The following is a 16,401-nucleotide window of genomic DNA, read 5'->3' as shown; positions in this document are numbered from 1 at the left end:
AAACGGGGAATCAGCGATTACATTCTTAAGACATTGTTATGCCTTTTTGCACGCGCCGGTAAAAGACCTTTAACCAAAAATCATGGTGAACTTTGTCTTACTTTGCACATAACTGGGCGCAAAAAAGCACCACTTTGGACCAGTGATTTACGGGTTTAGGCACAGGCGTCACGTAGTGGGACAAACGCACGTGTGCGCGTTTAGAACGAGCAAAAGAGAACCTCGAACTGTGCGAATCAGTTCAACTCAACAACGTCCACATGATAGCGAGCAACGCGCAATGCCTGCACCAATTGCTCGACCTGCTGCGCATCGCGGGCCTCGCATTCGATATCGGTGATCAAACCTTTGGCAGGCAGCGTTGTAAAGATGCGCTGGTGATAGATCTCGATGATGTTGACGTTGTGCTCATCAAAGAGGCGCATCACTTTAAACAGCGCGCCCGGGCGATCTTGCAAAGTCACCCTTAGGCGCGCCAAACGACCTTGCCGCGCCAAATCACGCAAAAGCACATTGGCCAAAAGCCGGGTGTCAATATTGCCGCCGCAAAGCACAAGGCCAACTTTCTTGCCTTTAAATCGGTCCGGATTGGCAAGAACGGCAGCGAGCCCTGCTGCGCCTGCGCCTTCTACAACGGTCTTCTCGATCTGAAGCAGCAAAGCGACCGCCTTTTCGAGCACGGGCTCGCCCACAAGCAGGATATCATCGACCCGCTCTTTGATCACTTGGCTGGTAAATTCGCCGGGTTGTTTGACCGCGATCCCTTCAGCCAAAGTGTCACCACCGCAATCTCGCTGCTCGCCTTTGATCTTTGCAAACATGCTGGGGAAAAGGCCCGCCTGCACGCCCACAACTTCAAGGTCAGGGGCCAATTCGCGAGCAACCGTCGCCATGCCTGAGATCAGCCCGCCCCCGCCAATGGGTACGACAAGCGTGTCCAAATCAGGATTTGCCTCAAGCATCTCAAGCGCAACCGAGCCTTGCCCGGCGGCAACATGGGGATGATCGAACGGGTGCACAAAGGTAAGCCCACGTTCCACCTCAAGTTCGCGAGCATGTGCGTTTGCATCGTCGAACGTCTCACCATGAAGCACGACATTCCCACCAACGCTTTCGGTTTGCATAACCTTCACAGTCGGAGTGGTGCGAGGCATTACGATGGTCACCGGCACACCCAAACGCGTGCCGTGGTAAGAAAGGCCTTGGCTGTGGTTGCCAGCAGATGCGGCAATCACGCCGCGCTTTCGCTGTTCCTCGGTGAGCTGCAAAAGCGCATTGAGAGCGCCGCGCTCCTTGTAAGCGGCGGTGAACTGCAAGTTTTCAAACTTCAGCCAAACCTCAGCCCCGGTAATCTCTGACAGGGTAATCGAATGCATCATCGGCGTTTTGACCACCGCCCCATCAATACGCGCGGCTGCTGCACGGACGTCTTCAAGGGTCAGATCAGCAGGCGTTGGCCCTGCGGTGAGGCTTGCGTTTGGTGCATTCATATCGCAATCGCCACTAAGCCTTCGCTTTCACATGAGCAACCGTGATTGCCTTGGCAATTGTGTAGCAAAGCTATTAGGCGTGAGGCCTATGAGTAAGAGCATGAAAATCGCCTTCATTGGCCTTGGTGTTATGGGCGGGCCAATGGCGGGGCATTTGGCGCGCGCTGGATTGGACGTCACCGCCTATAATCGCTCCCCTGAGCGAGCCGAGAATTGGCGCAAGGTTTGGGCCGCCGAAGGGCTCGATATAGATTTTGCAGACACGCCTGCATTAGCTGCAAAAGACGCCGAAGTCGTTTGCACATGCGTTGGCAATGATGACGATCTGATCGGCGTCACCACAGGCCCGGACGGCGTCTTGGAGGCGATGAGTAAGGGCTCGCTTCTCATCGACCACACCACGACCTCAGCTGACATCGCCCGCACACTTGGCGAGACGAGCGCTGCTAAGGGAATTGATTTTGTCGATGCCCCGGTAAGCGGCGGCCAGGCCGGCGCGCAGAACGGCCAGCTTGCGATAATGTGCGGCGGATCAGATGACGCAATGGTCAGAGCTAGCGGCGTGATGGAGCCATATGCAAAGTCGATTGTCCATGTCGGCCCGACCGGCGCTGGACAAACGGCCAAGATGGCGAACCAGATGTGCATTGCCGGGGTCTTGGGCGGGCTCTCCGAGGCAATCCGGCTTGCACAAGGCGCAGGCCTCGACCTAGACAAAACCTACGAAGCCATTTGCGGTGGCGCTGCGCAAAGTTGGCAGATGGACAATCGCTGGGCCACTATGACCAAAGATGAATTTGACTTCGGCTTTGCCATTGACTGGATGCGCAAGGATTTGGGCTATGCGCTTGATGAAGCAAAACGCCTCGGCCTGTCATCACCCATTACCGCTTTGGTCGATCAATTCTATGCTGAGGTCCAAAACTCAGGCGGCAGTCGCAACGACACAAGCGCCCTTATCACCCGTCTTCCCAAGGCCAATTCCCAATGAAGAACACAAAGCTCCTTCGCTCGATCCTTGCCGCAAGCATAGCTGCAATCGCATCGCCTGCACTTGCTGATACGCTGATCTACAATGTCGATGGCATAACGATAGATGAAGAGGGAAAGGTCAAACGCTTTACCGAGCTTGTATTCGATGACGACGGCGTCATCACCCATGTGCTGGAGCGCGGAGAAGAGCGGCCTGAGGATATCGACTTTGCTTTGGATGGTGAGGGTCAGGTGATGCTTCCAGGCATGATTGATGCCCACGTCCATGTGATGGATATCGGATTTGCCGCCCTCACGCTCGACCTGTCCGATACGAACAGCCTTGAAGAAGCGCTCGCCAAAGTGGCTGCATTTGCTGAGGCCAATCCGGGGCGTCCTTGGATTTTGGGGCGCGGCTGGAACCAGGAGAAATGGGGCCTTGGCCGTTTCCCGACCGCTGCTGAGCTCAACGCCGTAGTCTCTGACCGCCCCGTTTGGCTGGAGCGCGCGGATAATCACGCCAATTGGGCGAACAGCGTCGCGATGGAAAAGGCAGGTATAACGCCTGCGTCCAAAAGCCCCGAAGGCGGGCGCATCATCCGCGATGCCAGCGGCAATCCAACAGGTGTATTTGTCGATGCAGCCAAACGCCTTGTCGCCGACAGCGTACCGCCCCCGCGCGCAGAAGACCGCGATGCAGCTTTCGCCATGGCGCAGGCACGCTTGCTCGCGAATGGCATCACTGCAGTCGCCGATATGGGCACGCCGGTTGTCGACTGGATGACATTCCGCAGAGCCGCTGACCGGGGCGAACTCAACATTCGGATCATGTCCTATGCCAGCAGTCCGGAAGCGATGGAGCTAATCGGTGGCCCCGGCCCCACCCCATGGCTTTATGAGGACAAGCTGCGTCTCAATGGCATTAAGCTTTATGTTGACGGCGCGCTGGGATCGCGCGGGGCAACGCTCAAAGAGCCCTATCACGATGAGCCCGCAACGCGGGGTATCGCGATCACCTCGCCTGCTCAACTGCGTAATCGAATGAGCCGCGCGGCCCTCGACAATTTCCAGACCGCTGTGCACGCCATCGGCGATGCGGCTAATTCCGATGTATTGATGGCGATTGCCGAGCTTTCCGACACATATAAAGGCGATCGGCGTTGGCGGATCGAGCACGCGCAGATTGTCGACCCGGCTGACCTCCCCCGATTTGGCGACCATGGCACGATTGCCTCGATGCAGCCGCTCCACCAGACAAGCGATATGTTCATGGCAGAGGCCCGGCTTGGCGAAGACCGCTTGGGCGGCGCCTATGCTTGGAAGAGCATTATCGAGGTGGGCGGGCAGATTGCCTTTGGTTCCGACGCGCCTGTTGAGCCAGCCGACGTGTTTGCCGGGATTGCCGTTGCGATCAGCCGCACCGATGAGAATGGCAATCCGTTTGGTGGGTGGCGCGCGCATGAAGCGGTGAGCCGAGAACAAGCGCTGGCAGCGTTCACATCGGATGCCGCCTATGCTGGCTTTGCTGACGGACGGTTTGGGAGATTGGTCCCGGGTGAACGGGCAGATTTTCTGTTCGTGGACCGCGACCCGATGTTCTCATCCCCAACCCAAATTCGCGAGACCGAAGTGCGCGAGGTCTACCTTGCGGGCAAGCGGGTCTACGCCAAATAGTTTGGCTTATTCAGCAGGCTGTTCGGTTTCTTCGCCGGTCTGCTCGATCTCGTCGGCATCGTCAGTTTTATCGGCAAGCTTCTTCTTGCCCATCGCGCGTTCCTGCAATCGCATGATGATAAGCGAGCCTTCAAACAGGATCAGCAGCGGCACGGCCAAAATCACCTGAGTGCCGGGGTCAGGCGGCGTGACAAGCGCTGCAAGCGCAACGATCCCGACAATCACATAGCGCCGCGCGCTCACAAACTGCGCGCGCGAGACAATGCCAGCACGGTTGAGCAGGATCAGCAAAAGCGGGAGCAGAAAGGTCAGCCCGAACGCAAGGATGAATTGCATCACGAGGCTCAGATACTCACCCGCAGACGGAAGCGCCTGAACCTCTAAGCCCCCCGCTTCTCCCGAAAACCCGAGGAAAAACAGGAATGCGAGCGGCATCACAACGTAATAGGCAAGCGCTGCACCAGCAAAGAAAAGCACCGGCGTGGCGATCAGGAAAGGCAAAAACGCCTTCTTTTCCTGCGCATAAAGCCCCGGCGCAACAAAGGCCCAAAGCTGGTTCGCAATAATCGGAAAGCTCACCATAAAACCTGCGAACAGGCCGATTTTGAGCTCAACAAAGAAGACCTCTGGCAGCTTGGTGAAAATGAGCTGCCCTTCACCCTCAGGAAACGCGTCTTTCAAAGGCTGGACAAGAAACCCAAGGATCGGGTCAGCGAAATAGAAGCAAACCCCAAAGCCAATCAGCAGCGCAAAAATCGCGCGCACCAAACGGCTGCGCAATTCGATCAAATGATCGAGCAGCGGCGCTCTAGTCTCGTCGATATCCTTGATCTCAAAAGCCATATGCGCCGCCTATTCTCGGGGCTTGGCCTGCGCCTCGGGCGCGGTTGGCTCTTGGGGGGCGGGTGCCTGCGCAATGCTTTTCGCGGTGTCCTTCGCAGCGCTCTCGGCATCTGCGACCATCTGTTCTTCAACAGGAGGCGGACCGGTCATAACAGGCTCACCCTTAGAGGCTTCTACATCAGCAGCGGACTGCTTCATGATCGCCTCGTTTTGCGCCTTCCACTTCTTCTCCATATCCTCAAGCTCAGCTTCGCGCACCATGGCATCAACACCGGTTCGGAAATGGGAAGACACGCGGCGAACCTTGCCGATCCAGCGCCCTGCGTGACGCATGGCCATGGGCATATCCTTCGGCCCGATCACAAGGACCGCGACGATGATCACCACCAAAAGCTCTGCTGCGCCGATGTCAAACATGAAAGGGGGCTCTTAAATGCGCGTGCCTGGTTTAGCTCGAAGTTTCGCTTTTCTCGTTGGTCTTGGCGTCTTTCACATCTTTCGCGCCATTATTTACAGGCGCCTCGATCTGACCTTTGGTCTCCTCAACGGCTTCTTCCGTTTCGGTCATACCCTTCTTGAAGCTATTGATACCCTTACCAAAATCACCCATCATCTCAGAGATGCGGCCGCGTCCGAACAGGATCAGAATGACCAGAGCGACGATGAGGATTTGCCAGATACCGACTTGGCCAAACATAAGACTTCTCTCTTAATTGCCCCAGCTAAGGGGGTACAAGGGATGGGGTTATAATGGCAATATAGGCGCAAGGGGCCAATGACGCCAGTGAATGGTGCAAATCAGCTATCTGAAGGGTCGGAAGTCTCGTCCGGATTTGGCGCATCGGTGGCTTCATCTGCGTCCCGGGCCTCATCCTCAGACGCGTCCTCCTTGGCTTCCTCATCCTTGGACATAGCGTCTTCAAACGCCTCATCCACGGGGTCGAGCAGGCCGGACGCACGAAGCTCATCAATTCCCGGCAAATCGCGGCGCGAGGACAGGCCAAAATGATCGAGAAATTCTGGCGTCGTCGCATAAATCACCGGGCGACCGGGCACCTCGCGCCGTCCTGCAAGCTTAATCCATCCCGCTTCCATCAGCACATCAAGCGTGCCGGAGCTTGTCTGTACGCCGCGGATCGATTCAATTTCGGCGCGGCTCACCGGCTCATGGTAGGCGATGATTGCGAGCACTTCCGTAGCCGCGCGGCTGAGGCGGCGGACTTGCTCTTTCTCGCGTCTGAGCAGGTGCGCCATGTCGGCAGCGGTTTCAAAATGCCACCGCTTACCCCGCTCCACCAAATGGACACCACGCTTTTCGTAATGGTGTGCGAGAGCCTTTAGCCCATCGCGCACCACATCCTTGTCGAGGTCGCCAAGATGGGCGGAAAGCTGATCCACGGTGAGCGGTTCTTCAGCAGCAAAGAGGGTCGCCTCAAGGCCGCGTTCGATTTCATCGGGTTCATCCGCTGCCTCGAACATTATGCGCCCGCGCTCTCTTTAAGACGCCTAATTCGCAAGGGCTCGAACGCGCCCTCCTGCTCAAGCTCCGCTTTGCCCAGACGCGTCAATTCAAGCGCGGCCACAAAGCTAGAGGCGAGCGCCGATTTGCGTAAGGCAGGCTCTGCGTGCTTGGGAAGAAAATCGCGAATATCCATCCAGTCGAGCGTCACGCCCAGCATCGCCGACACCCGATCAAGCGCGCTGTCCAATGTCATCACCGGACGGTCAGAGACGTGATAAATGCGAGGAGCCGTGCGCGCTTTCACTTGACCATAGGCTTGGATCAAAGAGAACGCGTCGGACTTCCACAAGACCTTGCGATCGGTACGCAGCCCTTCGGGATTTCCGCGAAGGAAAATATCGCGCCCAATCCGGTCCCGGCCCATTAAGCGCGCCGCCGCCTCGCGCATCGCACCGAGGCGTTGCAGGCGCAGTTGGAGGCGCAAAGCCAACTCTTCAGGGCTCGGGTCTTCTTGCTCATCCTTGGGCAAGAGCATTGAGGATTTGAGAAAGGCAAGCCATGCGGCCATGACGAGGTAGTCGGCGGCCAGTTCCAGCCTCAGGTCCTGCGCGCGCTCAATATAGGCAAGATATTGATCAACCAGCGCGAGGATCGAAATCTGTTTGAGATCAACCTTTTGCCGCCGTGCGAGGTCAAGCAAGAGGTCTAACGGTCCCTCCCACCCATCAAGCTCCAGATAGAGCGCCTCTTCCCCGGCCTTCGCGCCCTGTTTGGCGGGATCATCATCCCAGCCGTCGGGCATAATGGCACCGGGTTCCTCAGCGTTCATGCTGCCCCCAGTCAGCATGAAACCTTCGTCATCTCTGGCGTCGTTGTCGGTCGTTATAGGAGTGCTCATGCGGCTACCTCGGTGAGAGCCAAGAGCTCATCGCGCTTGGCCAGAAGCTCGCCTGCTTCCTCAGCGATCGTGTCCGCCACACTGGTGCCTTCAAGGGCACGGTTCAATCGCCCTGTCACCGCCTCGCTCATGTCCGGCAAACGCTCACAAATCCCCTGCATATCGTCCATCTTAGCCCAGCAATTGAGCACGATATCGCAGCCAGCAGCAACCGCTCGCTCGGCGCGCTCTGGCACAGTGCCATCAAGCGCTTGCATGTCGATATCGTCGGTCAAAAGCAGACCCTCGAAACCAATCTGTCCGCGAATAACATCGCGAATGATCGCCTCGGACAAAGTGGCAGGGTTCTGCGCATCCCACACCGGAAACTTAAGGTGCCCCGTCATCCCGATCAGCGCCGAATTGAGCTTACGAAAGGGAGACAAATCCTGCTCCAATTCCTCGGCGCTCGCATGAACGGTGGGCATTTCCTTATGCGTATCAACCATGCTCCGGCCGTGGCCCGGCATATGTTTGATACAGCCTGTCACACCGCCAGCGGCAAGCCCGTCAAGAATAGCCCGGCCAATCGCTGCAATCTGCATCGGTTCATACCCAAGCGCGCGGTCGCCGATCACATCATGCGCGCCCTCTTGGCGAAGGTCCAAGGGCGGGTGGTAGTCGACCGTAATCCCCATGGCTGACAGCTCAAGCGCCATTGCTTTTGCGCCTGCCCGTGCCGCCTCAATCGCGCTGGCTGGAGCCAGTTGATAGAGCAGATCAAACGCCTCGCCCGACGGGTAAGCGGCCCAATGCGGTGGGCGCAGGCGCGCCACACGGCCGCCCTCCTGATCGATGGAGATGAGCAAGTGATCGCGCCCATGAAGGGCCCGCAGTTCGTCAGTCAAAGCGCGCAACTGCTCAGGATTTTCGCAATTGCGACCAAACAGAATATAGCCCGCAGGCTCAGCGTCGCGAAAGAACGCACGCTCGTCCTTGGTCAAGGCTGTGCCAGAACATCCGAATATTGCTGGAACCATGGGCATTAGATTTGCAGCGAGCGAGCTTCGAGGCAAGCGCCTGAACGCTCCATTGTGGCCTTTTCGGGGGGAAACACGGTGGGAAAGGCCAATCTAGCCCTGATTCCCATGCCGATAATCAGCGTTTCACCTGACAATCGATGCCGTCTGACTTCAGGCTCGTACACAGCTTGTTCGCCGCAGCAACATCGCTGGCAACGGCCTGCAAGCGGTAGACCGTTCCGATGTCCACGACGCCTTCCTCAATGCGATAACGCATACCAGATAGCGCACTGGTGCGACGGGAGATTTCATTCCACCCTTGTTCAGCGCGGGCGCGCGAGGAATAGGCCGCCAATTGCACGCCAATACCGCTGCGGCTGGTGGTTGCGCCAGAGGATTGGCTGCCGCTGGCTCCAGAACCTGATGCGCTTCCATTAGCGGCTGAATTTGCCGCTGTTGAGGTGCCTGTCGAGCCAGCGCCTGATCCAGCACCTGCGCCTGCGTTTGCATTCCCATCGGTGTTCATGACGCCTTCTGGCGTACCACCTTCGCCGACAACTGGTGCAACGCTTCCCGTTCCAGCGAATTCCTTGCCGCCGGGATCATCAGGGCGCTCTTTGAAGGGACCTTCGGGCGCTTCGATCACGCTGCCATCCGCGAGAATTTCGCCATCGGAGGCTTTGCTGCCGAATAACAAGACAGTGCCGATTGCTGCGATAGCGATGCCGACCAATATCAAAGCGAAGACGATGATCTGAGTGTGATCAGTGCCCTCTTCTTCCTCTTCGTCAGCCTCTAGCCACGGCAGACTATCGCCTTCCGACAGGTCCAATTCCCCATCAGCGGTCTCGATGTCTTCATATTCAGCAATGATCATCACAGCACTGTACCTCTAGCACCTCAGGCACATACCGGCCTGATCCGCTTACATTCTGTCCACCGCCTTTACGCCAAGGACGCGCAGGCCATTTCTGATAACTTGCCCGATTGCGCTCCCAAGGAAAAGACGTGCCTGTGATAAAGGCGCATCTTGTTTCACAATGAACCGCTTTTTCGTGTCGGTGTTACCCAAGGAATAGAAGGCATTAAGGTCGGTTGCGAGGTCGTAAAGATAGAACGCAATTCGGTGCGGCTCGCGCGCTTTGGCAGCGGCCTCAACCTCGCGCGGAAATTGCGCCGCGCGTTTGATCAGAGCAATCTCTTCGTCGCAAAGCTCGCCAACGGCGTCCGCAGATGGCGCAAAACCCTCTTCTTCCAACGCCTTACGCAGCGTCGATTGGATTCGGGCGTGCGCATATTGCACATACCACACCGGATTATCCTTCGAGGCTTCGACCACTTTGGCGAAGTCGAACTCCATTTGCGCTTCGGGTTTGCGGGTCAGCATGGTGAAGCGCACAACGTCGCGGCCAACCTCTTTGACCATTTCTTCGATGGTGACGAAGTTGCCTGATCTTTTTGACATTTTTACAGGTTCACCGCCCCGCAACAGCTGAACCATCTGCACAAGTTTTACATCAAATGGGGTTGGTTTGCCTTTTCCTTCCGAAAGAGCTGCCACAGCCGCTTTGATCCGTTTGACGGTTCCAGCATGGTCTGCGCCCCAGATATCGATGAGCTCATCGGCGCTTTCAGCCTTCTGCATATGGTAGGCAAGGTCAGCACCAAAATAGGTCCATTTGCCATCTGATTTCTTGATCGGCCGGTCCTGATCATCGCCAAATTTGGTCGAACGGAACAACGGCAGCTCCACCGGCTCCCAATCTTCTGGCGGCGCTTTGCCTTTGGGCGCTTCGAGCACCCCATCATAGACAAGGTCCTGCTCACGCAGCCAAGCCTCGGCTGCATCCGGTTTTCCAGCAGCATGAAGGGCAGCTTCCGATGAAAAAATATCATGGTGAATGCCCAGCATCGCGAGGTCCGCTTTGATAAGCTTCATCATTTGCGCAACCGCATGCTCTCGGAACAATGGCAACCACTGCTCTTCGGGCGCGTCCTTGTGCGCATCGCCTAACTCTTGGGCGAGGGCCTCACCCACTGGGATCAAATAGTCGCCGGGATAGAGCCCTTCCGGTATGGTGATCCTATCGCCAAGCGCCTCGCGATACCGCAGGTGCGCGGACCGGGCGAGCGTGTCGACCTGACCGCCAGCATCATTGATGTAGTATTCGCGCGTGACTTCATGGCCGGCGAGCTCAAGCAAGCTCGAAAGAGCATCACCCACTACCGCGCCCCGGCAATGCCCCATGTGCATAGGTCCTGTGGGGTTGGCGCTTACATACTCAACGTTGACGCGTGTGCCCTCGCCCATGGTGGAGCGGCCGTAGTCACATGCAAGAGCGGTAATAGCGCCGAGCTCATCGAGCCAGACTTGCGGGTCGAGCCGCAGGTTGATGAAGCCGGGGCCTGCGATTTCGGCGCTGGCGATGCCGTCAGCGGCTTCAAGTTTTGCAACAAGCGCCTCAGCCAGCGCGCGCGGATCTCGTTTTGGCAGGTTTTGCAAGAACCATAGCGGCATTGGTCGCCAGGTCTCCGTGCGAAGGATCGCGCGGCGGCTCCAGCGTTACGTTCTTGAACGAGGCATCAGCAGGCAAAACGCCATCTGCAACGAGCGCATTAAGCGCGGTTTCAATCGTGCCACCAAAGGCAGTGTAAAGAGTTTGCATATCAGTCATCTCGGATGCGCCGTTAGCGCAAAGGGGAAAAAGGAACAAAGGGAAAGACACGAGGCGCGCGACCAATACGACGCCCAAGCGTCGCAAGCACGACCGCGCGCCCGTAGGTGCCCCGTAGCGAAGCGGAGGGAACAGCACCGAGGAGTCCGCCCAGATGGGCGAACACAACGCCTACCTCGTTGCGTTATACGCCAACTGCTGTTCGGTGAGTTGGAAGCCAACGAGCATTTCGAAACGCGTGCGTTGAATTGCCGCTTTCACTTCTGGCGCGGACAATGGGTCAAGCGCCGCATCTGCATCGCCTGCTCGTCGTTTGCGGGTGATGCGCTCGCGGATATCTTCCGGCAGGGTGGCTGCTGAACGATCTATGAAAGAACCAGCTTTCGCGCTTGCCTGAGCACGGTCTTGACCATCAGCGAAAGTGACTTCGACTTGGCCGACACGTTTGGTCACAACCGCGCTGCTACCGCGCAGAACTGTAACGAAATAAGGGAGGGTAACCGTGCGGCTTCCGCGGGTATCAGTCCGGCGGGCAAGCACATCAAAGGTCGCCTCTGAGTAAACTTTGTCACCTGTATCATCGCAAGTTGAGCGTAAATTCGTCATCGCTGCGGTCACATCAAGATCGCCTTGGGTCTGCGAACCGGACGCGCGAAATACAGTCACATCGCCAGTGAAATCTGGAATGCCAACATCAGGGCAGGACGACAGAACGGCCGAAACCCCCACCCCTTGGTCAATCACTAGATCACCCTCGCCAGCGCAACCAGCGAGCACGGCTGCTCCTGCAAGAGCGGTCAAAGCAGATTTGCGGTGAATCATGATATAAGGTGATCCCTAAACTGTGTCTCATTATTGCGCGAGTAATCGCGCAATTTATCCGATATCGCATATGCCCTAGCGAGCCGCGCAGCAAAGCGCTAGAGGGCGTAGTATGAACGCGCCTATAACTGAAGAAACCTCGGCCACAACTGCCGAACCGCTGAACCTTCTGATTGCTGCCCCGCGCGGCTTTTGCGCCGGTGTGGACCGCGCGATTGAGATCGTTGAAAAGGCGCTCGAACGCTATGGCGCGCCCGTTTATGTGCGCCACGAGATTGTTCACAACAAATATGTGGTTGAAGGGTTGAAGGCGAAAGGCGCGATTTTCGTCAAGGAATTGGACGAGGTGCCCACCGATGCCCCGGTGGTATTCAGCGCGCATGGCGTCCCCAAATCGGTCCCTGCAGAAGCTGAACGTCGCAACATGATCTATGTCGATGCGACCTGTCCGCTTGTTTCAAAGGTCCACCGTCAGGCAGAGAGGCAATTGGAAAAAGGGCGGCATATCATTTTTGTAGGCCACGAGGGGCACCCAGAAGTGATCGGCACGATGGGGCAGGTTGAACCGGGCCAGATGACGCTTGTTGAAAATATCGAGGACGTGGACAAGCTTCCCTTCGATAGCGACATGCCGCTTGCTTACCTTACTCAAACCACCCTCTCCGTGGATGACACCCGCGAGGTGATTGAAGCGCTCGAATGGCGTTATCCCAACATCAGCGGACCTAAGGCGGAGGATATTTGTTACGCCACGTCAAACCGTCAGGCAGCGGTTAAGGAACTCGCGCATGACTGCGATCTGGTGCTTGTAGTCGGTGCGCCCAATTCTTCCAATTCGCTGCGCCTCGTAGAGGTGGCTGAACGGCTTGGGACACCCGGCAAACTGATCCAGCGCTCTGATGAAATCGATCCAGAGTGGCTCGAAGGGGTGAAGACGATTGGCCTGACCGCCGGTGCATCGGCGCCTGAAATTCTGGTGCGCGAAGTTGTTGAGGCGCTTTCAAAAATGCGCCCTATCGAAGAGCGCGAGATTAAGCACACCGAAGAGAAGATGGTCTTCAAACTGCCGCGTCAACTGACCGAATAGGCAAAGCTACCCTTGGCGGTTTACACACATCTTGGCGCTGAAGAGCTGGCGGCATTGATCGCGAATTATCCTGTGGGCGATCTAGTCTCGGCCAAGGGTATTGCGGAAGGCGTTTCCAATTCGAACTGGCTGATCGACACCGCAGGCGTGAATGGCAGCAGTGCCCGCTTTATCCTCACCATGTATGAGCGGCGCATTGAGCTGGAGGATCTACCCTATTTCCTCGGGCTGCTTGACCACCTTTCTGCAAAGGGCTGCCCCGTTCCTCGCACCATCCATGATAATGACGGCGCTGCATTTCGAATGCTTGATGGCAAAGCGGTGGCTTTGATCGAGTTTCTGCCCGGCGTATCGCCCACGTTGCCGGAGGCCGCGCAAGCTTACGCTGTCGGAGAAACGCTCGCTCAAATGCACGCAGCGAGCGCCGATTTTCCGCACTCACGAGCCAATACAATGGGTTTTGAGCAAAACCTTGCGACCCTCGCTGCGTGCGGAGAAGATGGCCTTGCGTCAATCCACCCCGACTTGCCAGAGATACTTGGGCCCGCCCGTGATGCGGCTGCACTCGACCTGTCGACGCTGCCCCAAGCACAAATTCATGCAGACCTGTTCCCTGATAATGTCCTTATGCTGGGGCCAAAGGTCACCGGCCTGATCGATTTCTACTTTGCATGCTCTGGCGCGATGGCCTTGGATTTGGCCGTCACCCACGCGGCTTGGTGTTTTGATGAAGATGGCGCGTATCTCCCTGCTCTGGGAGAAGCATTGCTCAAAGGCTACCAAACCCACCGACCACTCAGCGATAGCGAACGCACGGCCCTACCCGGTATTGCCAAAGGTGCGGCCATCCGTTTTGTGGCAAGCCGCGCAGAAGACTGGCTCGACACACCTGATGACGCGCTTGTCACGCGCAAGGACCCGATGCAGTTTGTCTCACGCTGGGACTTCTACAACGAGCATGGCGCTGATTTATTTGCCTAACGGTGCTCGCTAGGGCAAATAGTAGGGGCGATGGCAAAACCGACCAAACACATCGAAATCTTCACGGACGGTGCGTGTAAGGGTAACCCGGGCCCAGGAGGCTGGGGCGCGCTTTTGCGTATGGGACGCCATGAAAAAGAGCTGTCTGGCGGCGAGGCAGATACAACCAACAATCGAATGGAAATGCAGGCAGTCTTGGAAGGGCTTAACGCGCTGACGGAACCCTGCCTTGTCGACTTATACTCTGACAGCAAATATGTGATCGATGGGATCACAAAATGGGTTCACGGCTGGAAAAAACGCGGCTGGGTGAATGCCAGTAAAAAGCCGGTACGCAACGCCGATCTTTGGCACGAATTGATCGAGGCGAATGCCAGGCATGAGGTCTCATGGCATTGGGTCAAAGGTCACGCAGGCCATGCCGAGAATGAGCGCGTTGATAAGCTTGCTAGCGATGCAGCTGAGCGGATTGCAGCTGGCGAGGATATCTGACCGCCCAACAAAAAACGGGCGCGCCATGTTCTGGCACGCCCGCTTTGTTTTCGCCTAATGCAAATGTTTAAGTGTTGTCTTCGGTCGGCGCGTCTGGGCCGTTCTTCTTGATCGACGCAATCGCGTTTTCAGCCGACGACTTGCTCGAATACCCTTGGGTCGAGAACATCACCTCTGAGTTGTAGCTGAAGCGCACGCGGAACTCGCCTGCTTTGTCTTTGTAGATTTCAAACTTGTGAGCCATGGTTTTCGTACCCTCTCATATGTTTTGGAACTCGCGCGCTACAATACAGATCAGATAGGCTGTGACTAGAGTGCGTTTACAGCTTTCTGCTCGCAAAACCGTGTAGGGGCGTAAACATTTGCATCAATGGCCTGTGTGAGCGCATCTCGTCCAAGCTCAAGAATGATCTGCGAAGCCAATCTCGCGGCTGCTGGAGCTGTCTGGATGCCGAAACCGCCCTGACCTGCAAACCATATGAAGCCAGGTATGTGCGGGTCAGGCCCGTAAATCGGCAGGCGGTCGGGCGCAAAGCTTCTCAGCCCTGCCCATTTGCGTTCAACAGATTGGATTCGCCAGCTTGTCGCGTCCTCGAAAGAAGCGATTGCGCGGGCGATATCAATCTCCTCAGGTGCTGCATCACACGGGTCGCTCGGCGTTTCATCATGCGGGCTGAGCCATATCCGCCCATTGTCCGATTTAAAGTAGAAATTCCCCGATATATCCAGCACCAGTGGCATGTCATCGGGTGCGCCGGGCTCAACCCTTAGTTGAGCAACAGTGCGCCGATAAGGCTGAATACCAAGCGGATGAGCCCCGGCAAGCGCGGCAATACCATCCGCCCAAGCACCGCCCGCATTGATGATATTGGCGCTGCGATAGGTCTCGCCAGCACGCGTCGTGATGCGCCAAACGCCCCCCTCGCGCTGAAGGTCAGCCACACTTGCGCGGCAAATGAGATCAGCTCCAGCCGCTTTCAGCGCTTTGAGATAATGCTGGTGCAAGCCAGCGACATCTATGTCCGCGCATGCCTCTTCATAGATCGCATCGCACCAGTGCTCGCGCAGCAATGGCGCCTTTGAGCGAGCGGTGCTGCCGTTAACCCGTTCAATGGTGACGCCGGTGCCATCGAACCGATTTTCAAATGCATCGAGCTGCGGTGCGTCTTCTTCCCTTCCGACATAGAGCGCGCCGCGTTGGCGTAAGAATCCGTGTTCGCGCAAATAAGCGCCCGAAGGAAGGGTAAGCGGGACAATTCCTGGGCCACCATAGCACTCTTCCCAAAACGCAGCCGAGCGACCGGTAGAATGATAGCCGGGAACCTCTTCTGCCTCGAGAACCAATACCTTTGCAAAGGGCCCCAGCTCAGCGGCAAGGCTCGCGCCTGCCATGCCAGCTCCGACAATTGCAAAGTCGTAGAAAGTCTCGCTCATTGCGTCGGCACGACCTCATCAAGGAAATCGGCGATCGCTCGCATCACACGCCCTCTTACTTCGTCGGTTTCGCGCAAAACCTCGTGATGCGCCTCTTCGCCGAGTTCGAACATCTGTCCGTTCGGCAACCGCTCCACTGCGCGCGCATTTGCGGCATGGCTGACCAATCGATCATTGGTGGTTGATGCAATGAAGACCGGGACCTCAACCTTTTCCATCGCGCCTGCACTATTGAGCACGCGGCACGAGGCATAGGCCCGCTCAACCCAGCGCCAACTGGCAGGCCCCATCACAAGCTCACACCGGGCGTCGCGCCAGAATTGCTCGTCAGCATATCGATCAAGATCATGCGTCAGCAAGTTAATACGGTCCGCGGGAAGTTCGCCGGGTTTCTCGCTCCACTTCCACGCCTGACGGGTGGGATCGCCGATCCACGTCATCAGCTTTGCCACTGCGTGCTGAAGAAAGAACGGCGCGGGCGGTCCCTTCATACCCAACATCGGCGCGCTCAAGACAGCCGCAACCGGAGGCGTTTCCCCCTGAAGCTTTCCATCGACTAACGCTCGCATA

At 57.1% G+C, this 16,401-nt stretch carries 17 protein-coding genes and 1 pseudogene; 5 read left to right on the top strand and 13 right to left on the bottom strand.

Annotated features, from left to right (window positions below; genetic code table 11):
- Positions 1–236: 236 nt before the first annotated feature.
- A complete protein-coding gene (locus AC0V61_RS11545) occupies positions 237–1,490 on the bottom strand; it encodes a threonine ammonia-lyase (protein WP_486157672.1) in 1,254 nt (417 codons plus the stop codon).
- 88 nt (positions 1,491–1,578) lie between these two features.
- Between AC0V61_RS11545 and AC0V61_RS11540 the strand changes: the two genes are divergently transcribed.
- Both AC0V61_RS11540 and AC0V61_RS11535 read left to right on the top strand, forming a co-directional pair.
- Complete coding sequence (locus AC0V61_RS11540) at positions 1,579–2,481, top strand: NAD(P)-dependent oxidoreductase (protein WP_486157670.1); 903 nt, start codon at positions 1,579–1,581, stop codon at positions 2,479–2,481.
- Complete coding sequence (locus AC0V61_RS11535) at positions 2,478–4,136, top strand: amidohydrolase (RefSeq protein ID WP_486157668.1); 1,659 nt, start codon at positions 2,478–2,480, stop codon at positions 4,134–4,136. The genes AC0V61_RS11540 and AC0V61_RS11535 overlap by 4 nt, the downstream gene beginning before the upstream one ends.
- A gap of 6 nt (positions 4,137–4,142) precedes the next feature.
- On the opposite strand, the gene tatC is transcribed toward AC0V61_RS11535, so the two are convergent.
- The 9 genes and pseudogenes from tatC to AC0V61_RS11490 form a co-directional block, all read right to left on the bottom strand.
- The gene (gene tatC, locus AC0V61_RS11530) at positions 4,143–4,979 is read right to left on the bottom strand and encodes a twin-arginine translocase subunit TatC (protein WP_486157666.1); all 837 of its coding nucleotides are present in this window, start codon (positions 4,977–4,979) and stop codon (positions 4,143–4,145) included.
- Positions 4,980–4,988: 9 nt separating this feature from the next.
- Positions 4,989–5,396, bottom strand: coding sequence for a Sec-independent protein translocase protein TatB (tatB, locus tag AC0V61_RS11525; protein ID WP_486157664.1), 408 nt, complete (start codon positions 5,394–5,396; stop codon positions 4,989–4,991).
- A 31-nt stretch (positions 5,397–5,427) separates the two neighbouring features.
- Positions 5,428–5,676, bottom strand: coding sequence for a twin-arginine translocase TatA/TatE family subunit (gene tatA / locus AC0V61_RS11520; protein WP_486157662.1), 249 nt, complete (start codon positions 5,674–5,676; stop codon positions 5,428–5,430).
- A gap of 101 nt (positions 5,677–5,777) precedes the next feature.
- Positions 5,778–6,458, bottom strand: coding sequence for an SMC-Scp complex subunit ScpB (gene scpB / locus AC0V61_RS11515; protein WP_486157660.1), 681 nt, complete (start codon positions 6,456–6,458; stop codon positions 5,778–5,780).
- Positions 6,458–7,243: a segregation and condensation protein A gene (locus AC0V61_RS11510; protein ID WP_486159532.1), complete on the bottom strand. Its 786-nt coding sequence runs from the start codon at positions 7,241–7,243 to the stop codon at positions 6,458–6,460. Before AC0V61_RS11510 ends, scpB begins: the two co-directional genes overlap by 1 nt.
- 92 nt (positions 7,244–7,335) lie before the next feature.
- Positions 7,336–8,358 (bottom strand): beta-N-acetylhexosaminidase, encoded by a 1,023-nt coding sequence (nagZ, locus tag AC0V61_RS11505; protein ID WP_486159530.1) that lies wholly within the window; start codon positions 8,356–8,358, stop codon positions 7,336–7,338.
- A 118-nt stretch (positions 8,359–8,476) separates the two neighbouring features.
- The gene (locus AC0V61_RS11500; RefSeq protein WP_486157658.1) at positions 8,477–9,217 is read right to left on the bottom strand and encodes an SPOR domain-containing protein; all 741 of its coding nucleotides are present in this window, start codon (positions 9,215–9,217) and stop codon (positions 8,477–8,479) included.
- 48 nt (positions 9,218–9,265) lie between these two features.
- Positions 9,266–11,015: pseudogene (gene argS, locus AC0V61_RS11495) on the bottom strand (arginine--tRNA ligase).
- 171 nt (positions 11,016–11,186) lie between these two features.
- Positions 11,187–11,837, bottom strand: coding sequence for a hypothetical protein (locus tag AC0V61_RS11490; RefSeq protein WP_486157656.1), 651 nt, complete (start codon positions 11,835–11,837; stop codon positions 11,187–11,189).
- A gap of 112 nt (positions 11,838–11,949) precedes the next feature.
- Here AC0V61_RS11490 and ispH point away from each other — a divergent pair, with 112 nt between their 5' ends.
- The 3 genes from ispH to rnhA are packed head-to-tail and all read left to right on the top strand — an operon-like array spanning position 11,950 to position 14,397.
- Positions 11,950–12,924: a 4-hydroxy-3-methylbut-2-enyl diphosphate reductase gene (gene ispH, locus AC0V61_RS11485; protein WP_486157654.1), complete on the top strand. Its 975-nt coding sequence runs from the start codon at positions 11,950–11,952 to the stop codon at positions 12,922–12,924.
- 12 nt (positions 12,925–12,936) lie between these two features.
- Positions 12,937–13,905 (top strand): homoserine kinase, encoded by a 969-nt coding sequence (locus AC0V61_RS11480; RefSeq protein WP_486157652.1) that lies wholly within the window; start codon positions 12,937–12,939, stop codon positions 13,903–13,905.
- A 30-nt stretch (positions 13,906–13,935) separates the two neighbouring features.
- Positions 13,936–14,397 carry a ribonuclease HI gene (rnhA, locus tag AC0V61_RS11475; RefSeq protein WP_486157650.1) on the top strand — a complete coding sequence of 154 codons (462 nt, stop codon included), beginning with the start codon at positions 13,936–13,938 and terminating at the stop codon, positions 14,395–14,397.
- Positions 14,398–14,464: 67 nt separating this feature from the next.
- Here rnhA and AC0V61_RS11470 read toward each other — a convergent pair whose 3' ends face one another.
- The 3 genes from AC0V61_RS11470 to AC0V61_RS11460 form a co-directional block, all read right to left on the bottom strand.
- Positions 14,465–14,641: a YegP family protein gene (locus AC0V61_RS11470; protein WP_247271696.1), complete on the bottom strand. Its 177-nt coding sequence runs from the start codon at positions 14,639–14,641 to the stop codon at positions 14,465–14,467.
- A 65-nt stretch (positions 14,642–14,706) separates the two neighbouring features.
- Positions 14,707–15,831 carry an NAD(P)/FAD-dependent oxidoreductase gene (locus AC0V61_RS11465; RefSeq protein ID WP_486157648.1) on the bottom strand — a complete coding sequence of 375 codons (1,125 nt, stop codon included), beginning with the start codon at positions 15,829–15,831 and terminating at the stop codon, positions 14,707–14,709.
- Complete coding sequence (locus tag AC0V61_RS11460; RefSeq protein WP_486157646.1) at positions 15,828–16,400, bottom strand: serine aminopeptidase domain-containing protein; 573 nt, start codon at positions 16,398–16,400, stop codon at positions 15,828–15,830. The genes AC0V61_RS11465 and AC0V61_RS11460 overlap by 4 nt, the downstream gene beginning before the upstream one ends.
- Between the last annotated feature and the right edge of the window lies 1 nt (position 16,401).

This window comes from Erythrobacter sp. JB1-4 (genome assembly GCF_057365025.1).
Note: the sequence above shows the minus strand (reverse complement) of the source record. Positions and strands in the feature narration are given on the sequence as shown.